Genomic DNA, 18,035 nt, shown 5'->3' on the forward strand with positions numbered 1-18,035 from the left:
CGTCCGAATCTACCGGGGTGTCCCCCTGACAGCGAGTCGAGCGCGCGGTGGCGTCCGGATTCACAGGCCGTACCGTTCGGGTTTGGGCGAGCGGGACATGAGCAGCATGCCCGCCTCCGACGGCGACATGCCGTCGTGCACGACCCCGACGACCACCTCGGTGATCGGCATCTCGACGTCGTGCTTCCTGGCCAGTTCGAGGACGGACTCGCAGGACTTCACGCCCTCGGCGGTCTGCTTGGTAGCGGCGACGACCTCGGCGAGGGTCATGCCGCGGCCCAGGTTCTCGCCGAAGGTGCGGTTGCGCGACAGCGGCGAGGTGCAGGTGGCCACCAGGTCGCCCATGCCGGCCAGCCCGGCGAAGGTGTGGGGGTCGGCGCCCAGCGCGGCGCCGAGGCGGGAGATCTCGGCCAGGCCCCTGGTGATGAGCATGGCGCTGACGTTGTCGCCCATGCCCATGCCCGCCGAGACGCCCACGGCCAGCGCGATCACGTTCTTCACCGCGCCGCCCAGCTCGACCCCGACCACGTCGGTGTTGGTGTACGGCCGGAACCACGGCGGCAGGTGGCAGGCGGCCTGGAGGCGTTCGGCGACCGACTCGTCGGTGCAGGCGACGACCGTGGCGGCGGGCTGGCGGTGGGCGATCTCCTTGGCCAGGTTGGGCCCGGACACCACCGCGACCCGCTCCTCGGGCACCTCGGCGACCTCGCGGATCACCTCGCTCATGCGCTTGGTCGTGCCCAGCTCGACGCCCTTCATGAGGCTGACCAGGACCGCGTTCGACGGGATGTGCTCGCGCCAGGCGGTCAGGTTGGGCCGCAACATCTGCGAGGGCACGGCCAGCACCACGAAGTCGGCGCCGTCGAGCGCGCGGACGGGGTCGGTGGTGGCGCGCAGCGCCTCGGGCAGCGTCACGCCGGGCAGGTAGTCGGGGTTGGCGTGGTCCTGGTCGATCGCCTCGACCAGCTCCGGCCTGCGCCCCCACAGCGTGACCTCGTTGCCCGCCTCGGCGAGGACCATGGCGAACGTGGTGCCCCACGAGCCCGTGCCGAGAACGGCTGCCTTTGTCATGCCATCACCGCCTGGCGGGATCGTAGGGAGTTTCCGGGGCCTTCTCGCCGCGCAGCTCGGTCAGCTGCTCGGTGATGGCCGCCATGATGTCTTCGGTCGCCTCGCGCAGCACGCCGGCGCGCAGGGGCTGCCCCTCGTACTTGGACAGGTCGACCGGCGGGCCGACGGTGACGTGGAAGGTCTTGCGCGGGAACAGCCTGGGCTTCTTGGCGCCGTACGGCAGCAGCTCGTGGGCGCCCCAGTGGGCGATGGGGATGACCTGCGCGCCGCTCTCCAGCGCCAGCCGGGCGGCGCCGGTCTTGCCCACCATGGGCCACAGCTCGGGATCGCGGGTGCAGGTGCCCTCGGGGTAGAACAGGATGGCCGCGCCGTCGCGCAGCCGCTGGGCCGACGAGCTGAGCGACCTGGCCGCCTCGCTGCTGCCCCGCTCGACCGGGATGGCCAGCAGGCCGTTGAGCGCCCGGCCCAGGAAGGGCACCTTGAACAGCGCGGCCTTGGCCAGGATGACCGGCCAGCGCCCGTTGTTGAACAGGAAGTGCGACAGCAGGACGGGATCGCTCCATGACAGGTGGTTGGCCGCGATGATGATGCCGCCGGTGCGCGGGAGTCGCTCGCCGTTGCGCCAGTCCTTCTTGACCAGGAGCCACGACAGCGGCTTCACCACCGCTACGGCGAATGACTCCCAGAAACGCGAAGGTCGCGTGGGGCGGCTCATGGTCTCCTCCAACCCGTACGGTGTGCGCCCCAAGTCTCCCGGTTGGCCGCGTGGGATGTCGAGGCGAGATGCTTAAGCCTATGAGCAACCGCTGGTCTCTGGTCATTCCGGTGAAGACGCTGGTCGCGGCGAAGACCCGGCTGGCGGCCGCGACGGGCCCCCACCGTACGCGCCTGGCCGTGGCCGTGGCCTGCGACACCGTGGCCGCGGCGCTGGCCTGCCCGGCGGTGGCGCGGGTGATCGTGGTGACCGCCGATCCGGCCGCGGCGGGGCCGCTGGGGGCGCTGGGCGCGCAGGTGGTGCACGACCCCGACCGCGGGCTCAACACCGCGTTGCGCACGGGCGCGGCCCATGCCGTACGCGTCGCGCCCGGTGAGGCGGTGGGCGCGCTCCAGGCCGACCTGCCGGCCCTGCGACCGGCGGAGCTGGCGACGGCGCTGGCCGCGGCGGCCGAGTTCGACCAGTCGTTCGTGCCGGACGCCCAGGAGGTCGGCACGACGTTCTACGGCGTGCTCGCCGGGCGGCCGTTCACGCCGCGGTTCGGCGGCGAGTCGCGGGCCAGGCACCTGGCCGGCGGCGCGAAGGAGCTGTGCGTGCCGGGGATCGACTCGCTCCGCCGGGACGTGGACACCCCCGACGACCTGCGCGCGGCCCTCGCCCTGGGCCTGGGGCGGCACACGGCGGCGGTGGTCGCCGACCTGTGGCCGGGGGCGTGACCCTCCGGGCCGCCTCTCGCCCGCCGGGCGGCGGTCGGCTTAGGCTGGACGGCGTGCAGGCGACGGTACGCAGCTTCGACGAGGTCACCCGTTCCGGCTCGGTCTTCCTCGACGACGGGACGGTGCTGGAGTTCGGCACGCGCGCCTTCGACGCGGGGCCGCTGCTGCTGCTGCGCACGGGGCAGCGGGTGAACCTGGCGACCGACGGCGGGCAGATCACCTACATCACGCTGTCGACGTTCCCGATTCCCGCGCCCGAATGACGACGCGGTCCCGGAAAACAGCGAACGCCCGGGCGTGGGCCGCCCGGGCGTGATGTCCGCTGAGACTATTTCTTCTTGCCGATCTGCTTGCCGCCCTCGTTCACCAGGTCCTTGAATTCAGAGCCGGGACGGAACTTAGGCGCCCAGCTCTCGGCGACCTTGATCTCGGCGCCGGTCGACGGGTTCCTGGCAGTGCGGGCGGGCTTGTTCACCATCTCGAACGCGCCGAAGCCCGTGATGGAGACCTTGTCCCCGCTCGCCACGGCCTTCTGGATGGCCTCGATGACCGCGTTGACGGCCTCGGTGGCCGTCCTTTTGTCGCCCACCCGATCGGTGATGGCGTCGACGAGCTCTCGCTTGTTCATGAAAGTCCTGCTCCCCCAGTGACGGCTCGGGGTTCCAGCTCTCGAGTTCGACGTAGAAACCCCTTACGCGCTCGAAAGTAGGCGGGATCGCGAGGGAACTCAATCACCCTGCGTGTTTTCCCCCTCGCGTGGCGTGTCGAGAGCGCCCAGAAAGGCGTCGAGCCGGGCGGCCGCCCTTTCCGGATCGCGCTTGGCGAGATCGCAGATGGACAGGTAGCGGCGGGCCGCCCGTTCCTTGTCGGCGGCGGGGAGCATGCGGACGCGGCGGTGCGCCTCGCGCAACCGCCGCGCCAGTTCGTCGTCTTCTAGACGGTCGTCGGCAGCCATGGCTGCCGACCATTCTCGTACGCGGCCACGTCGTCGGCGTGACGCAGGGTCAGGCCGATGTCGTCCAGGCCCTCGGTGAGGCGCCAGCGGGTGTAGTCGTCGATCTCGAACGGCACGACCTCATCGGCCCAGCGGACCTGGCGTTCCAGCAGGTCGACGGTCACCTGCAGCTTCGGCTCGGCCTCGACGGCGGCCTGCAGGGCCTCGACCTTCTCGGCGGGCAGGACGACCGGCAGCAGGCCCATCTTGGTGGAGTTGTTGCGGAAGATGTCGCCGAACCGGGCGGCGATCACGGCGCGGAACCCGTACTGCTGCAGGGCCCACACGGCGTGCTCGCGGGAGGAGCCGGTGCCGAAGTCGGGGCCGGAGACCAGGATCGAGCCGCCCTCGTAGGAGGGGTCGTTCAGGACGAACGTCGGGTCCTCGCGCCAGGCGGCGAACAGGCCCTTCTCGAAGCCGGTGCGGCTGACCTGCTTGAGCCAGACGGCCGGGATGATCTGGTCGGTGTCGACGTTGCTGCGGCGCAGCGGCACCGCCGTACCGGTGTGGGTGGTGAAGGCGTCCATCGGTCTGGTTCTCCTTACAGGTCGGCGGGGGCGGTCAGGCGGCCGGTGACCGCGGTCGCGGCGGCGACCTGCGGCGACACCAGGTGGGTGCGGCCGCCCTTGCCCTGGCGGCCCTCGAAGTTGCGGTTGGAGGTGGAGGCGCTGCGCTCGCCGGGCTTGAGCGTGTCGGGGTTCATGCCGAGGCACATCGAGCAGCCGGCCTCGCGCCACTCGGCGCCGGCGGCCTTGAACACCTCGTGCAGGCCCTCCTGCTCGGCCTGGAGCTTGACCAGCATCGACCCGGGCACGATCAGCGTGCGGGTGCGGACCTGGCGGCCGCGCAGGATCTCGGCGGCCGAGCGCAGGTCCTCGATGCGGCCGTTGGTGCACGAGCCGACGAACACGGTGTCGACCTCGATCTCGCGCAGCGGCGTGCCCGCGGTCAGGCCCATGTACTCCAGCGCGCGCTCGGCGGCCGAGCGCTCGACCGGGTCGGCGAAGCTGTCGGGGCTCGGCACGGACCCGCCCAGCGGCAGGCCCTGGCCGGGGTTGGTGCCCCACGTGACGTACGGGGTCAGCGTCGAGGCGTCGATCTCCACGACCTTGTCGAACACGGCGTCGTCGTCGGTGCGCAGCGACTTCCAGTACTCGACGGCCTGGTCCCACAGCTCGCCCTCGGGGGCGTGCGGGCGGCCCTTGAGGTAGGCGAACGTGGTCTCGTCCGGGGCGATCACGCCGGCGCGGGCGCCCGCCTCGATGGACATGTTGCAGACGGTCATGCGGCCCTCCATGGAGAGCTTGCGCACGGCCTCGCCGCGGTACTCGACGATGTAGCCCTGGCCGCCACCGGTGCCGATCTTGGCGATGATCGCCAGGATCAGGTCCTTGGCCGTGACGCCGGCGGGCAGCTCGCCCGAGACCTCGATGGCCATCGTCTTCGGCCGGTAGGCGGGCAGCGTCTGGGTGGCCAGCACGTGCTCGACCTCGGAGGTGCCGATGCCGAACGCGATGCCGCCGAAGGCGCCGTGGGTGGAGGTGTGGGAGTCGCCGCACACGATCGTCATGCCCGGCTGGGTCAGGCCGAACTGCGGGCCGATGATGTGCACCACGCCCTGGCCGGCGTCGCCCATCGGGTGCAGCCTGATGCCGAACTCGGCCGCGTTCTTGCGCAGCGTCTCGACCTGGGCCTTGGAGACGGGGTCGGAGATCGGGCCGAGCACGGTCGGGACGTTGTGGTCCTCGGTGGCGATGGTGAGATCGGGCCTTCGCACCTTCCGGCCGGCGAGACGGAGGCCGTCGAACGCCTGCGGACTGGTCACCTCGTGAATGAGGTGCAGGTCGATGTAGAGCAGGTCGGGTTCGCCCTCCGCACGGCGGACGACGTGCTGCTCCCAGACCTTCTCGGCCAGTGTGCGGCCCATGATCTCCTCCTTGAGATTGCCTCCGACTTGCTTTCTCATATGTCGAGACGGCAGTATCGGTGTATGGACAACTCTAGCGGAGTCGGAGTACTCGACAAGGCCGTTCTTGTACTCAATGCCCTCGAAGCGGGTCCCGCTTCCCTGGCTCAGCTCGTCCAGGCCACCGGCCTGGCCCGCCCCACGGCCCACCGGCTGGCCGTCGCACTTGAGCACCACCGCATCGTGAGCCGCGACACCCAGGGCAGATTCGTGCTCGGGCCGCGGCTCGCGGAGTTGTCCACGGCGGCCGGCGAGGACCGGCTGCTCGCGGTGGCCTCGCCCGTGCTGATGCAGCTGCGCGACCTGACCGGCGAGAGCGCGCAACTCTACCGGCGCCAGGGTGACGAGCGGGTCTGCGTGGCGGCGGCCGAGCGGGCCAGCGGCCTGCGCGACACCGTCCCGGTGGGCTCGGCGCTGCCGATGACGGCCGGTTCGGCGGCCCAGATCCTGCTGGCCTGGGAGGAGCCCGACCGGCTGCACAGGGGCCTGCGCGGCGCCAAGTTCACCGCCGCCACCCTCGCCTCTGTGCGCCGCCGCGGGTGGGCCCACAGCGTCGGCGAGCGCGAGCAGGGGGTGGCCAGCGTGTCCGCCCCCATAAGGGGCAGCGGAGGCAAGGTGATCGCCTCCGTCTCGGTCTCCGGGCCCATCGAACGGCTCACCCGAGCGCCCGGCCGCCTGCACGCCGTACCCGTCATGGCGGCCGCCGAACGCATCACCGAGGCCATGCGCCGCACGTCATGATCGGCGAAAGCTCGTATTTCGGGGGCCGACTGCCTCGCGGGCGCACTAGCCTGAGTGCGTGACAGATCGCATCGAGGTAGCCGCCACTGAGCTGCGACCCCTGCTCGAAGAGTTCATCATGTGGGCGCGTTCCAACGCGCCCGACAGCGACCCCGAGCTCGTGGGGCCTGCCGCACTCTGGCACCGTCTCGCCTTCTCGCAGGATCTCGGCACGTGGAAGCGCGCCGACCTGCGCAACCTGCTGCTCGACCGCATGCCGAAGGTCGTGGAGGATCCCGACGCCGCCGCCGACGGCATGCTGCCCGCCGTCGACGCGTACCTGACGTTCCTCTCCCAGACCGGCAGGCTCGCCAAGGGCTCCGACTCCCTCGCCGACCTGCGGGCCGAGCTCGACGACGTCGAGGACGAGTTCGTCGAGCTCATGGAGGACCTGCTCGACGACGACGGCGCGGGTGACGACGAGGAGGAGACCGGCGACCTGGGCGACTTCGAGGCGTTCGCCGACGAGCTGGCCGAGCTCGACACCATCAGGTTGCGCCCCGACTCCGAGCTGGCCGCGGCCGCCCGCCAGGCCCCGCTGGTCGCCAAGGCCCGCGACCTGGCGCTGTGGGTCGGCTCCGGCCGCCGCGTCGGCGAGGACACCCTGCTCACCGACGCCGAGGTGGAGGAGGCGCTGGCCGCCGTCGGCCTGCCCATGCCCGAGACCGACGGCCCGGTGGCCGAGGCGGTCCCGCAGCTCTGGAACATCTGGAACCTCGCCGTCGACCTGGAGTTCCTCGAACCGGGCGAGGGCAACACCGTGGCCGTCCAGGACGACACCTCCGAGTGGCCGTTCGACGACGACGAGGACGTCCTCGACGCCTGGATGCTCGGCCTGCACTCGGTCGACTACGGCGACCCCGAGCTCGACGACGACGACCTGACGATGGCGCTGACCGGCCTGACCCGGGGCCTGCTGGTCAGGCTGCTGCTGGCCGGCGGCTCGCGTGAGCGCGACGACCTGGCCCGCGAGCTGGCCGAGGCCGCCGCCGACCTCGACGAGCTGGGCGGCGACGCCTGGGAGGCGGCCGGCGACCCGCTGGCCCCCGCCATCGACTGGCTGACCGGCTACGGCATGATCGAGGTCGAGGGCACGACCGTGCGCCTCACCCCGCTGGGCACCGAGGGCGTCATCCACCTGGTGGACGACGCCGACATCGAGGTCGACGCCCGGCCCGCGATCGAGTCGATGAGCGCCCACGAGCTGCTCGCGCTGAGCGCCGAGCTGCCCGAGGACGAGGCCGACGCCGAGTTCGCGGCCTGGATGCGGCTCAGGGAGCCGGCCAAGGCCGCCGAGGAGCTGCTCGACGCGGCGGCCGAGGACGAGAGCGACGCCCTGATCCGGGTGCAGGCGGCCAGCGTGGTGGGCACGCTGGGCGAGGCCGCCGTCCCGGCCTGGCAGGCGGCGCTCAAGCAGGCGTCCCTGCGGCCGTACGCGGCGACGCACCTGAGCCAGCTCGGGGTCGAGGGGGCGCCCGAGCCCACCCAGGACGACACCCACTGGCTGATCCTCGACATGTGGACGATCTCGGCCGGGCTGGGGCGTTCCGAGTTCGTCAGCAGCCTGCGGGACATCGGCCCCGACATGGTCAACGGGCTCCTCGAGGTGATCTGGAAGATCCCGCACGCGCACGTGGAGGAGCTGCTTGACCTGATCTCCCAGGTCCACCCCGACAAGCAGATCGCCAAGACGGCCCGCCGCGCCCTGTTCAAGGCCCGCTCCTCGGCCTGATCCCACCACGGCCAGGGCCCCGCGCGACCCGCGCGGGGCCCTGTTCCCGTTCATGGGCGGCCCGCAAGGGTTCTCGGTCGCGGGCGGCCCGTAGAACACGAAAGGTTGCCGTTCGCGGGCGGCCCGTAGAACACGAAAGGTTGCCGTTCACGAGCGGCCCGTAGAACGCGAAAAACGCCCCGGTGCTTGACGCACCGGAGCGTTTGGGTGAACGTAGTCCCGACCGGATTCGAACCGGCGCTACCGCCTTGAGAGGGCGGCGTCCTGGGCCACTAGACGACGGGACCTTCGCACAGCTTGTGATCGTGGTAGTCCCGACCGGATTCGAACCGGCGCTACCGCCTTGAGAGGGCGGCGTCCTGGGCCACTAGACGACGGGACCTTGTCCACAAGCTGGTGTGCCGGGTCTCCCCGGCGACGCAGGTAACTCTACCGCACCCCGCAGACCACAACCAACCCGCTTATCAGCGCATGAGATCGGGCCGGTGGCGGCGGACCCAGTCGCCCATCGGCCCCCGTTCCCACAGCGGGTCGATCTCGCCGAGCGGGATCGCCACCTCGGGCCGTCCGGTGACGGGGTCGGCGGGCACCCGGGCCAGGCGCTCGCGCATCCACCGCGGCGCCCGCGGCGGGAGCGTGCGCTCGCCCCACCCGACCAGCCCCACCGAGCGCAGGGCCTGGACGCGTACGCGCACGCCGCCGGGCCGGCCCAGGAGCCGTGGGTCGGCCGGCCGGGTGTCCACCACGCCGATCCTGGTGATGTCGGGCCAGCGCAGCCGCACCCGGAAGCCGCGGGCGTCGGCCAGCTCCACGCCCTCCGGCGAGAAGCGCACCACCGTGCCCGCCACCAGCCGGCGGTGCTTGACGACGAGCACGCCGGTCAGGGCCGCCGTGGCGAGCGCGCCGATCACGACGCCCAGCGCCGAGCTGCCGGTGAGGATGGCTCCGAGCAGCAGGCAGACGGCGAAGAAGAGCACCAGCGGCCCGGCGAACGGGGCGATGAAACGGGCAAGACCGCCCTCGCGCATGCGGAATTCGTCCATGAGGCGAGGGAGGCTACCCGCCGAGCAGCCCGCGGCGGAAGGCCTCGGCCACGGCGGCGGCGCGGTCACGGACGTCGAGCTTGGCGTAGGCGTGCAGCAGGTGCGTCTTGACGCTGGCCTCGCTGATGAACAGCTCGGCCGCCGCCTGCCGGTTGGTCGCTCCCCCGGCCACCAGCCGCAGCACCTCCAGCTCACGTCTGCTCAGGTCGCCCCGCCTCGGCCTGCGGACGTGGTCGGCCAGCCGTCCGGCCACGGCGGGGGCGAGCACGGTCTCCCCCTCGTACGTGGCCCGCACGGCGCGTGCCAGCTCCTCCGGGTGGGCGTCCTTCAGCAGGTAGCCGGCCGCCCCGGCCTCCAGTGCGGGCAGGACGTCGGTGTCGAACGTCGTGAGCACCAGCACCCGCGGCCCGCTCCCGCTCAGCTCCCTGATCGCGGCCAGGCCGTCCATGCCGGGCATGCGCAGGTCCATGAGGACGACGTCGGGTCGCAGCTCGGCCGCCAGCCGGACGGCCTGGGCGCCGTCGGCCGCCTCGCCCACGATCTCCATGCCGGGCTCGGCGCCCAGGGCGGCGCGCAGGCCGTCCCTGACGATCGGGTGGTCGTCCACGATGAGCAGTCTCACGGTCGTTCGCCTTCCGCGGGTATGACGGGGACGGCCGCGGCCACGGCGCTCCCCCGGCCCGGCTCGGACTCGACCTCCAGCGTGCCACCCACCGCGCGGGCCCGCCGGCGCATGCCCTCCACCCCGAAGCCCTCAGCAGCCTCCTGCGGAACGAAACCGCGCCCGTCGTCACGGATGTCGAGCATGACGACTTCGTCCGTGTACGACAGGGTGAGGGCCGTCCTGGTGGCATCGGCGTGCTTGGCGACGTTGGCCAGTGCCTCCTGGGCGATGCGGAACAGCGTGGCCTCGACGTCGGCGGACAGGGCGACGGGGGTGCCGGTGATCTCGACGGCCAGGCCGACGCCCGCCGTGGCGGCCCACGAGCGGGCCATGCGGCCGAGCGCGTCGGGGAGTCCGGAGTCCTCCAGGGGGCCGGGGCTCAGGGCGCGTACCGTCCGGCGGGTCTCGGCCAGGCTCTGGCGGGCCAGCCGGGCCGCCTGGTCGAGGTGGCGGCGGCGGTCGGCCTCGTCGGTGGCGCGGCCGGCCGCGCCGAGCTTGCCGATCAGGGCCGCGAGGTCCTGGGCGACGGGGTCGTGGATCTCGCCCGCCACGCGCTGCCGCTCGTCGAGCACGCCCGCCCGCCTGGCCTGGTGGAGGAGCCGGGCGTGCAGGTCGGCGTTCTCGTCCATGGCGGTACGCAGCTCGCCGATCAGGCGGCGGCGCCGGTCGCTCTCGGCGGAGACGTACCAGCCGGCCAGGGCGAGCGGGACGGCGATGCCGCCGGCCACCGTGAACAGCCCGGCGGGCGCGCCGGGACCGGCCTGGGCCACGACGACGACCACGGCGGTGAGCGTCACGCCCGCCATCACCAGGCGGGTCGGCAGCAGCGCGACGGCCAGGGGGTAGCCGAGCGAGGCGAACACGACGAAGGCCGGGTTGCCCGCCACCAGCGCGGCCGCGAGGCCCACGAGCAGCACGTAGTACGGGACGACGAGAACGGCCGGCCGGTGCCGCCGGGAATGCAGCCACGGGACGGCGGCGAGCCACACCGCCGCGACGGCGGCCAGGACGGGCCAGGGCGCGACGATCCAGGGCGCCGCGGCGGCGAGGGCGTTGCCACCCTGCGGCGGGTCGCCCATGACGGCGGCGGCGACCACGGAGATCGCCAGCAGCCCGTAGCCGAGCGCGACGTGGAGCAGACGCTCACGTCCTGGTGCCCGGCTCACGCCTCCAGCCTGGCACGCCGCCCGGGTCGACCGATCGGTGGATGGGCGGACTCAGCCGTACGGACGGCCGTACGGGCGATGCGCAGGACTGCCGGCCCGGGCGAACATCGGCCCATGAGCGATCGAGAGAGCCGATCCCGGCCCGGCCGGGTGACCACGTTCGTGTTCGTCACCGGAGCCGGCGGGGTGGCGCAGGGAGATCCGGAGCTGACGCTGCGCGGGCACCGGACCGTGGGCGTGGAGCTGCCGGGGCACCTGCCCGCCGAGCAGTTCAGCCGCGCCTACCAGGCTCCGCAGGACCTGGCGGCGCTGGCCGCCGCGCCCTCGCCGGTGTCCGGGGTGACCCTGGACGACTACGTCGAGGCCACGGTGGACGTCGTGCGCAGGGTCGCCGCGTACGGCCCGGTGGTCCTGGTGGGCGGGAGCCTCGGCGGAGCGGCGGTCACCAAGGCCGCCGACGAGGTCCCCCACCTGCTCGACCGGCTGGTCTATGACACGGCGTTCTGCTGCACGCGGCTGCGCTCGCCGGCCGAGTACCTGGAGACCCCGGAGGCCGCCACGAGCCTGGGGAAGGGGCTGGTGGCCGGGATGATCGGCGACCCCGCGGCGCTCATGGCGGTGCGGATGAACTGGCGGACGTCCGACCCGGCGTTCCTGGCCGCGGCCAAGGAGGCGTTCATGGCCGAGGCGGCCGACGGCGAGTTCCTGGCGCTGCTCAACACGTTGCTGCCGGACGAGAGCCTGCTGGTCTCCGCCGCGGACGCGCGCGGCAGGACGGACGCCTGGGGGCGGGTGCCGCGGACGTACATCAGGCACGCGCGGGACCGGATGATCCCGCTCGCGCTGCAGGACCGGATGATCAGGGAGGCGGACGCGGCCACCCCGGACAACACGTTCGAGGTGCGCACGGTCGACGCCGGGCACGCGGCCACGGCCGCGGAGTACCGGAGGATCAGCGAGATCCTGGACGGCCTGGCGACCTGACGGGCCGCCGAAACGAAAAAACGGACGTCTCTCAAGGAGACATCCGTTTCGGGAACTTGCTGGGGTACCAGGACTCGAACCTAGACTAACTGAACCAGAATCAGTCGTGCTGCCAATTACACCATACCCCACCGCTGCGAACCCCTTCTCGGAGCGCGCTTGGCGACGTCCGAAAGAATAGCCCAGCTCGGGGGGTAAGACCAAAACGATTGCCGAAGCGGCGTCCGGCCGCCTGCGGCACGGGCTCCGACGTGCCAAGCTGAAGAGGACAAAACACCACGTGGAGGAGCCCAAGCGTTGGCCGAGAACCCGTTCTTCGCCCCTAGTAGCCTGCCGTACCAGCTGCCGCCGTTCGCGGACGTCCGCGAGGAGCACTACCTGCCCGCGTTCGAGCGCGGCATGGCCGAGCACCTGGCCGAGGTCGACGCGATCGCGAACAACACCGAGCCGCCCACCTTCGACAACACGATCGCGGCCCTGGAGCGTTCGGGGCGGATCCTCGACCGCACGGCCACGGTCTTCTTCAGCATGGCCGCGTCCAACTCCAGCGACGGGATCATGGAGATCGAGAAGGAGATCTCCCCGAAGCTGACCGCGCACAATGACGCGATCCGCCTCAACCGGGCGCTGTGGGCGCGGATCAAGCAGGTCGGCACGTCCGACGCCGAGGAGGCGTGGCTGCTGGAGAAGTACCGGGAGGACTTCGTCCGGGCCGGGGCCGACCTGTCGGAGCCGGAGCAGGACCGGCTGCGCGAGCTCAACGGCGAGCTGTCGAAGCTGTCGACCGAGTTCGCGCAGACCCTGCTCAAGGCGTCCACCGAGGAGGCCCTGGTCCTCACGGACCCCAAGGAGCTCGACGGCTTCGACGAGGCCAGGATCGAGTCCCTGCGCAAGGACGACGGCACGTACGTCCTGCCGCTGCTGAACTTCACCAACCAGCCCGGCCTGGCCCAGCTCACCGACCGCGACGTGCGCCGCCGCCTGTACGAGCGGAGCGTCGGCCGCGCCCCCGCCAACTTCGACCGGGCCGCCAGGATGGCCACGCTGCGGGCCGAGCGGGCCGCGCTGCTCGGCTTCCCCGACCACGCCGCCTACTCGGTGGCCGACCAGACGGCCAAGACCGTCGAGGCGGTCGAGGAGATGCTCGGCCAGCTCGTCGGCCCGGCGGTGCGCAACGCCGGCAGGGAGGCCGAGGCGCTGACCGAGCAGGCCGGGTTCGAGATCGAGCCGTGGGACTGGTCGTACTACTCGGAGAAGGTGCGGCTGGCCCGCTACGACTTCGACGCCGACGCCATGCGCCCCTACTTCGAGCTGAACCGGGTCATCAGGGACGGCGTGTTCTTCGCCGCCACCGAGCTCTACGGCATCACCTTCACCGAGCGGCCCGACCTGCGCGGCTACCACCCCGACGTAACCGTCTTCGAGGTGTTCAACGAGGACGGCGGCGCGCTCGGCCTGTTCCTGCTCGACCCCTACGCCAGGGCGAACAAGCGCGGCGGGGCGTGGATGAACAACCTGGTCGACCAGTCGCACCTGTTCGGCGAGCTGCCGGTGGTCATGAACAACCTCAACATCACCAAGCCGGCCTCGGGGCCGACGCTGCTGACGTACGACGAGGTGAACACCGCCTTCCACGAGTTCGGCCACGCGCTGCACGGGCTGTTCTCGCAGGTGCGCTACCCGCGCGTGTCGGGCACCAGCGTGCCGCGCGACTTCGTCGAGTACCCCTCGCAGGTCAACGAGATGTGGGTGACCTGGCCGGAGGTCCTGGCCAACTACGCCAAGCACCACGAGACGGGCGAGCCGATGCCCGCCGAGCTGGTGGAGAAGCTCAACGCGGCCGAGAAGTTCAACCAGGGCTTCGCGACGGTGGAGTACCTGGCGGCCACGCTGCTCGACTGGGCCTGGCACCGGCTGGCGCCCGGCGAGCAGGTGGCCGACGCGCAGGCGTTCGAGCAGCGGGCCCTGGAGGCGGCCGGGATCGACGTGCGGCTGGTGCGCCCGCGTTACCGGACGAACTACTTCGCCCACATCTTCTCGGGCGGCTACAGCGCCGGCTACTACTCCTACATCTGGAGCGAGGTGCTCGACGCCGAGAGCGTGGAGTGGTTCAAGGAGAACGGCGGCCTGACCAGGGCGAACGGCGACCACTTCCGCCGCGAGCTGCTCTCCAGGGGCGGCAGCCTCGACCCGCTGACCGCCTTCCGCAACTTCCGCGGGCGCGAGCCGGGCATCGGGCCGCTGCTGGCCCGCCGCGGCCTCGACTGACCGCCGCTCCCCGCCTCCCCCGCCGAGGCTTTCCCCTATGGCTCCGGCAGCTCCTCGATGCGCTGCCGGAGCCATTCCTTCTCCGCCCGGCTCGACGCGCGGGCGATCTCCAGCATCCCGCGCCGGTACGGGTCGGGCTCGTCCTTGATCCGGACGGGCCGGCCGCCCTCGTAGAAGAAGCTCGCCGGGGCCTCCAGGAAGGCCAGCCTGCGCCGCAGCACCCGTGACCGGTCGGCGGGGTCGGGCAGCGCCGACAGGAACGTCAGCAGGGCGAAGAAGCGCGTCTGGTCGCTGACGTCGAGCTCGCTCGGGTCGCGCAGCCGCCGCAGCAGCTCCTCGCGGCCCTTGCCGGTGAGCGTGAGCACCTGCCTGCGGGCCGCCGCCGCGCCCGCCTCCTCGTGCCGCTCGACCAGGCCCTTGCTCTCCAGTCTCGAGATGGCGGGGTAGAGGGCGCCGTCGCTGACCGGGCGGAGGTGGCCGGTGAGCGCGGCCAGGCGCGCCTTGAGCTCGTAGCCGTGCATCGGCCGTTCGTTCAGGAACCCCAGGATCGTGAGGGACAGATCCCCGCCGCTTGCCATGTCGTGCATCGTAACGCTATACCTCTAATCGAGGTACAACGAAACGAGGTACGCATGTTCAGGCTGGCTCTCCCCATCTACGTGGAGCTGCTCACGGCCGTGGTGGCGGTGGGGGTGATCGACCTGCTGTGGGTCTCGGGGCTCGGGGAGGGCGCCATCGCGGCCGTCACCGTGGGCACCACGGCCGAATACCTGGCCTACGGCCTGTTCCTGGCCGTCCCGACGGGGGTGACCGTGCTGATCGGGCGGCGTGACGGGCACGCGCTGATCGGGCCCGTGATCAGGACGGGCTGGGTGTTGTGGGCCGCGTTCTCGGTCGCCGTCGCCGTCCCCGGCGTGTTGCTGAGCGAGCCGCTGGCGGCCCTGTTCACCGACGATCCCCGGCTGACGGCCGACTTCTTCCTGGTCTCGCTGGCCGGGCTGCCGGTGTTCTTCGCCCAGACGGTCGTGGACGGCGTCCTCAAGGGGCTGGGCGACACGAAGACCCCCATGCGGAACGCGCTGATCTGCAACGCCCTGGTCGTCGTCCTGGACCCGCTGTTCATCTACGGCCTCGACCTGGGCGTCCAGGGGGCCGCGCTGGCCACCGTGGCGGCGCGGCTGGTCACGCTCGGGGTGGCCCTGACCTCCCTCGTACGGCTCCGCGCCGCCGGCGGCGACGGCCTGCTCGCCGGCGAGGTGCTGCGGACCGGCCTGCCCATGTCGGGCGACTTCCTGGCCCGCTCCCTGGTGGGCATGGCGCTGGTGGAGATCGTGGCCGGGTTCGGCACGGCCGAGGTCGCCGGGTACGGCATCGGCCAGAAGATCATGCTGGCCGGGGTCATGGTCTTCTACGCGCTGCGCCAGGCGGCGATGATCCGCACCGCGCGGTCGGAGCCGGTCGGGTCACCGCTGCGGCTCGGGCTGGCGACGGGGGCGGTGGTCGCGGTCGTGCTCAACCTGGTGGCCGCGCCCGCGGCCGGGCTGTTCACCGACGACCCGGCGGTGGCCGTGGGCTTCCTGCGGTGGATGGCGCTCTACCTGGTGCCGTTCGGCGGGCTGATCGCCGTCGGCGGGGTGCTCCAGGCGAGCGGAAGGGGCAGCCGCCTGCTCGCCGCCACGCTGGCGGGCTTCGCGGTGCAGCTGCCCCTGGCCTACCTGCTGAGCTCGTGGCTCGGTGTCACGGGGGTGTGGTTGTCGATGGCCGTCGGGTCGTCGCTCAGCCTCGCAGGCGCGCTAGCGCCGCCCGGATCCGCTCCATGGCGCGCTCGCGCCCGAGCACCTCGATCGACTCGAACAGCGGCAGGCCCACCGTCCGGCCGGTGATCGCCACGCGTACGGGGGCCTGGGTCTTGCCCAGCTTGAGCCCGAGCGGCGCGCCGACCTCCTCCAGGGCCTCCTTGAGCGACTCCGGGTCCCAGGCGACCGTCTGCAGGCGGTCGAGATAGCCGCCGAGGATCTCCACCGGGGAGTTCTTCATCGCCTTGTCCCAGGACGGCTGGTCGAAGACGGGCTCGTCGAGGAAGAGGAAGTCGACGTTCTGCCGGATCTCCGACAGCACGCCGATGCGGGTCTGGGCCAGCGCCGCGACCTTGCTGAACAGCTCGCGGTCCCAGGTGGGGTCGAGGTAGGGCGAGCAGCGCTCCTCGAAGGTCTCCAGCGGCAGGGCCCTGATGTACTCGCCGTTGAAGGCCCGCAGCTTCTTCTCGTCGAAGAAGGCGCTGGCGGAGTTGACGTCCTCCAGCCTGAACAGCGGGACCATCTCCGCCCACGGCATGATCTCGCGGTCCTCGCCGGGGCCCCAGCCGAGCAGCATGAGGTAGTTGACCATGGCCTCGGCGAGGTAGCCCTCGTCGCGATAGTCCTCCAGGGCCACCTTGTCGCGGCGCTTGGACAGCTTCTTGCGCTGCTCGTTGACGATCACCGGCAGGTGGGCCCAGACCGGCGGGGTCGAGCCGAGCGCGGGCCACAGCAGCACCTGCTTGGCGGCGTTGCCGAGGTGCTCCTCGCCGCGCACGACGTGCGTGATGCCCTGGGTGATGTCGTCGACGGCGTTGGCCAGCACGTAGAGCGGCGAGCCGTCGGTGCGGGCGATCACGAAGTCTTCCTGGGCCTCGTTGGGGAACTCGACGTTGCCCCTGATCAGGTCTTCGACGAGGGTGACGCCCTCGTCGGGGGTGCGGAAGCGCACCGCGCCCTCGGTCAGGCCGCGCTCGCGGCAGAACCCGTCGTAGCCCTTGTGCTCGGAGCCGGTGCGGGCCACCAGCGTCTCGCGGGTGCAGTCGCAGTGGTACGCCTTGCCGTCGGCCAGCAGCTTGGCCACGGCCTCGCGGTGCTGCGGCTCGTACGCCGACTGGAAGTAGGGGCCCTCGAACACCGGGTTGGTGCCGTTGATGCCGATCCAGTCGAGCGCCGAGATGATGCCCTCGGTCCACTCCGGACGGTTGCGCGTGGCGTCGGTGTCCTCCACGCGCAGGACGAAGCGGCCGCCGGACTGTTCGGCGAGTGCCCAGTTGAACAGCGCCGTACGGGCGCCGCCGACGTGGAACATGCCGGTCGGGGACGGGGCGAAACGCACCCGTAGATCAGTCACGGGAGACCACCTTGTTCGTGAGAGTGCCGATGCCTTCGATGCCGACGCTGACCTCGTCGCCGATCTCCAGCGGGCCGATGCCCGCCGGGGTGCCGGTCAGGATGACGTCGCCGGGGATCAGCGTCATGACGGCGCTGACGTAGGCGACCAGCGCCGGGATGTCGTTGATGAGCTGGCTGGTGCGGCCGCTCTGCCGGATCTCGCCGTTGACCGTGGTGGTCAGCGCGAGGTCGCTCGCGTCGAGATCGGTCTGGATCCAGGGACCGAGCGGGCAGAACGTGTCGAAGCTCTTGGCCCGGGTGAACTGCACGTCCTTCTTCTGCAGGTCGCGGGCGGTGACGTCGTTGGCGCAGGTGTAGCCGAAGATGACGTCCTTGACCCGGTCGACGGGCACGTCGCGGCAGAGCCTGCCGATCACCACGGCCAGCTCGCCCTCGTAGTCGACCCGGTCGGACAGCGAGGTCGGGTAGGCGATGGCCTCGCCGTGGCCGATCACCGACGTGGACGGCTTCATGAAGATGAGCGGCTCGTCGGGCACCTCGTTGCCCATCTCGCGGGCGTGCTCAGCGTAGTTCCTGCCGATGGCGACGACCTTGCTCGGCAGCATCGGGGCCAGCAGCTTCACCTGGGACAGCGGGAAGCGCTCGCCGGTGAACTGCACCTGGCCGAACGGATGGCCGGAGACCGTGGAGACGAACTCCTCTCCAGGGCCGCCTTCGACCACGCCGAACGACACGCCTTCGCCTGTGGAGAACCTCGCTATACGCACCTGACAAGGCTATCGCC

General features: G+C 71.6%; 19 protein-coding genes and 3 tRNA genes. 7 read left to right on the forward strand and 15 right to left on the reverse strand.

The features are described from left to right. Positions 1-60: 60 nt before the first annotated feature. Both ABZ459_RS22255 and ABZ459_RS22260 read right to left on the reverse strand, forming a co-directional pair. Positions 61-1,071 (reverse strand): NAD(P)H-dependent glycerol-3-phosphate dehydrogenase, encoded by a 1,011-nt coding sequence (locus tag ABZ459_RS22255; protein ID WP_357973082.1) that lies wholly within the window; start codon positions 1,069-1,071, stop codon positions 61-63. 4 nt (positions 1,072-1,075) lie between these two features. Further along, a complete protein-coding gene (locus ABZ459_RS22260; RefSeq protein ID WP_357973086.1) occupies positions 1,076-1,732 on the reverse strand; it encodes a lysophospholipid acyltransferase family protein in 657 nt (218 codons plus the stop codon). Positions 1,733-1,866: 134 nt separating this feature from the next. On the opposite strand from ABZ459_RS22260, the gene cofC reads away from it, so the two are divergent. Both cofC and ABZ459_RS22270 read left to right on the forward strand, forming a co-directional pair. After that, positions 1,867-2,502 (forward strand): 2-phospho-L-lactate guanylyltransferase, encoded by a 636-nt coding sequence (cofC, locus tag ABZ459_RS22265; RefSeq protein ID WP_352324832.1) that lies wholly within the window; start codon positions 1,867-1,869, stop codon positions 2,500-2,502. A gap of 53 nt (positions 2,503-2,555) precedes the next feature. Next, positions 2,556-2,765: a hypothetical protein gene (locus ABZ459_RS22270; RefSeq protein ID WP_352324833.1), complete on the forward strand. Its 210-nt coding sequence runs from the start codon at positions 2,556-2,558 to the stop codon at positions 2,763-2,765. Between the two features lie 65 nt (positions 2,766-2,830). On the opposite strand, the gene ABZ459_RS22275 is transcribed toward ABZ459_RS22270, so the two are convergent. The 4 genes from ABZ459_RS22275 to leuC form a co-directional block, all read right to left on the reverse strand. Next, on the reverse strand, positions 2,831-3,130 hold the full coding sequence (locus tag ABZ459_RS22275; RefSeq protein WP_352352161.1) for an HU family DNA-binding protein: 300 nt from the start codon (positions 3,128-3,130) through the stop codon (positions 2,831-2,833). 99 nt (positions 3,131-3,229) lie between these two features. Further along, on the reverse strand, positions 3,230-3,457 hold the full coding sequence (locus ABZ459_RS22280) for a hypothetical protein (RefSeq protein WP_352352162.1): 228 nt from the start codon (positions 3,455-3,457) through the stop codon (positions 3,230-3,232). Further along, positions 3,436-4,023 carry a 3-isopropylmalate dehydratase small subunit gene (gene leuD / locus ABZ459_RS22285; protein ID WP_357973091.1) on the reverse strand — a complete coding sequence of 196 codons (588 nt, stop codon included), beginning with the start codon at positions 4,021-4,023 and terminating at the stop codon, positions 3,436-3,438. Before leuD ends, ABZ459_RS22280 begins: the two co-directional genes overlap by 22 nt. Positions 4,024-4,037: 14 nt before the next feature. Beyond that, a complete protein-coding gene (leuC, locus tag ABZ459_RS22290; protein ID WP_357973094.1) occupies positions 4,038-5,423 on the reverse strand; it encodes a 3-isopropylmalate dehydratase large subunit in 1,386 nt (461 codons plus the stop codon). 63 nt (positions 5,424-5,486) lie between these two features. Here leuC and ABZ459_RS22295 point away from each other — a divergent pair, with 63 nt between their 5' ends. Further along, positions 5,487-6,203 (forward strand): IclR family transcriptional regulator, encoded by a 717-nt coding sequence (locus tag ABZ459_RS22295; protein WP_352319070.1) that lies wholly within the window; start codon positions 5,487-5,489, stop codon positions 6,201-6,203. A 58-nt stretch (positions 6,204-6,261) separates the two neighbouring features. Further along, a complete protein-coding gene (locus ABZ459_RS22300) occupies positions 6,262-7,974 on the forward strand; it encodes a hypothetical protein (protein ID WP_357973098.1) in 1,713 nt (570 codons plus the stop codon). Positions 7,975-8,188: 214 nt separating this feature from the next. Here ABZ459_RS22300 and ABZ459_RS22305 read toward each other — a convergent pair. The 5 genes from ABZ459_RS22305 to ABZ459_RS22325 all read right to left on the reverse strand — a co-directional run bounded on the left by ABZ459_RS22305 (position 8,189) and on the right by ABZ459_RS22325 (position 10,847). Continuing rightward, positions 8,189-8,261, reverse strand: a tRNA-Glu gene (locus ABZ459_RS22305). Between the two features lie 19 nt (positions 8,262-8,280). Beyond that, a tRNA-Glu gene (locus ABZ459_RS22310) sits at positions 8,281-8,356 on the reverse strand. 82 nt (positions 8,357-8,438) lie between these two features. Further along, a complete protein-coding gene (locus ABZ459_RS22315) occupies positions 8,439-9,017 on the reverse strand; it encodes a hypothetical protein (RefSeq protein ID WP_357973101.1) in 579 nt (192 codons plus the stop codon). 13 nt (positions 9,018-9,030) lie between these two features. Beyond that, entirely contained in the window at positions 9,031-9,639 is a 609-nt protein-coding gene (locus tag ABZ459_RS22320; RefSeq protein ID WP_357973104.1) for a response regulator transcription factor, read from the reverse strand. Beyond that, positions 9,636-10,847, reverse strand: coding sequence for a sensor histidine kinase (locus tag ABZ459_RS22325; RefSeq protein ID WP_357973106.1), 1,212 nt, complete (start codon positions 10,845-10,847; stop codon positions 9,636-9,638). Before ABZ459_RS22325 ends, ABZ459_RS22320 begins: the two co-directional genes overlap by 4 nt. Positions 10,848-10,961: 114 nt before the next feature. Here ABZ459_RS22325 and ABZ459_RS22330 point away from each other — a divergent pair, with 114 nt between their 5' ends. Then, positions 10,962-11,831, forward strand: coding sequence for an alpha/beta hydrolase (locus ABZ459_RS22330; RefSeq protein WP_357973109.1), 870 nt, complete (start codon positions 10,962-10,964; stop codon positions 11,829-11,831). A 59-nt stretch (positions 11,832-11,890) separates the two neighbouring features. On the opposite strand, the gene ABZ459_RS22335 is transcribed toward ABZ459_RS22330, so the two are convergent. Continuing rightward, a tRNA-Gln gene (locus ABZ459_RS22335) sits at positions 11,891-11,962 on the reverse strand. 166 nt (positions 11,963-12,128) lie between these two features. On the opposite strand from ABZ459_RS22335, the gene ABZ459_RS22340 reads away from it, so the two are divergent. Further along, on the forward strand, positions 12,129-14,099 hold the full coding sequence (locus ABZ459_RS22340; RefSeq protein WP_357973112.1) for a M3 family metallopeptidase: 1,971 nt from the start codon (positions 12,129-12,131) through the stop codon (positions 14,097-14,099). A gap of 35 nt (positions 14,100-14,134) precedes the next feature. Here the strand turns inward: ABZ459_RS22340 and ABZ459_RS22345 are convergent, their stop codons facing one another. Next, positions 14,135-14,677: a PadR family transcriptional regulator gene (locus tag ABZ459_RS22345; protein ID WP_357973115.1), complete on the reverse strand. Its 543-nt coding sequence runs from the start codon at positions 14,675-14,677 to the stop codon at positions 14,135-14,137. A gap of 54 nt (positions 14,678-14,731) precedes the next feature. On the opposite strand from ABZ459_RS22345, the gene ABZ459_RS22350 reads away from it, so the two are divergent. Then, complete coding sequence (locus tag ABZ459_RS22350; RefSeq protein WP_357973118.1) at positions 14,732-15,982, forward strand: MATE family efflux transporter; 1,251 nt, start codon at positions 14,732-14,734, stop codon at positions 15,980-15,982. Here the strand turns inward: ABZ459_RS22350 and gltX are convergent. Then, positions 15,876-17,249 (reverse strand): glutamate--tRNA ligase, encoded by a 1,374-nt coding sequence (gene gltX, locus ABZ459_RS22355; protein ID WP_357973121.1) that lies wholly within the window; start codon positions 17,247-17,249, stop codon positions 15,876-15,878. The genes ABZ459_RS22350 and gltX overlap by 107 nt on opposite strands. Continuing rightward, positions 17,242-18,018 (reverse strand): fumarylacetoacetate hydrolase family protein, encoded by a 777-nt coding sequence (locus tag ABZ459_RS22360; RefSeq protein WP_352319059.1) that lies wholly within the window; start codon positions 18,016-18,018, stop codon positions 17,242-17,244. Before ABZ459_RS22360 ends, gltX begins: the two co-directional genes overlap by 8 nt. Positions 18,019-18,035 lie beyond the last annotated feature (17 nt).

It is taken from the genome of Nonomuraea sp. NPDC005692 (assembly GCF_040631115.1).
Lineage (GTDB): Bacteria > Actinomycetota > Actinomycetes > Streptosporangiales > Streptosporangiaceae > Nonomuraea.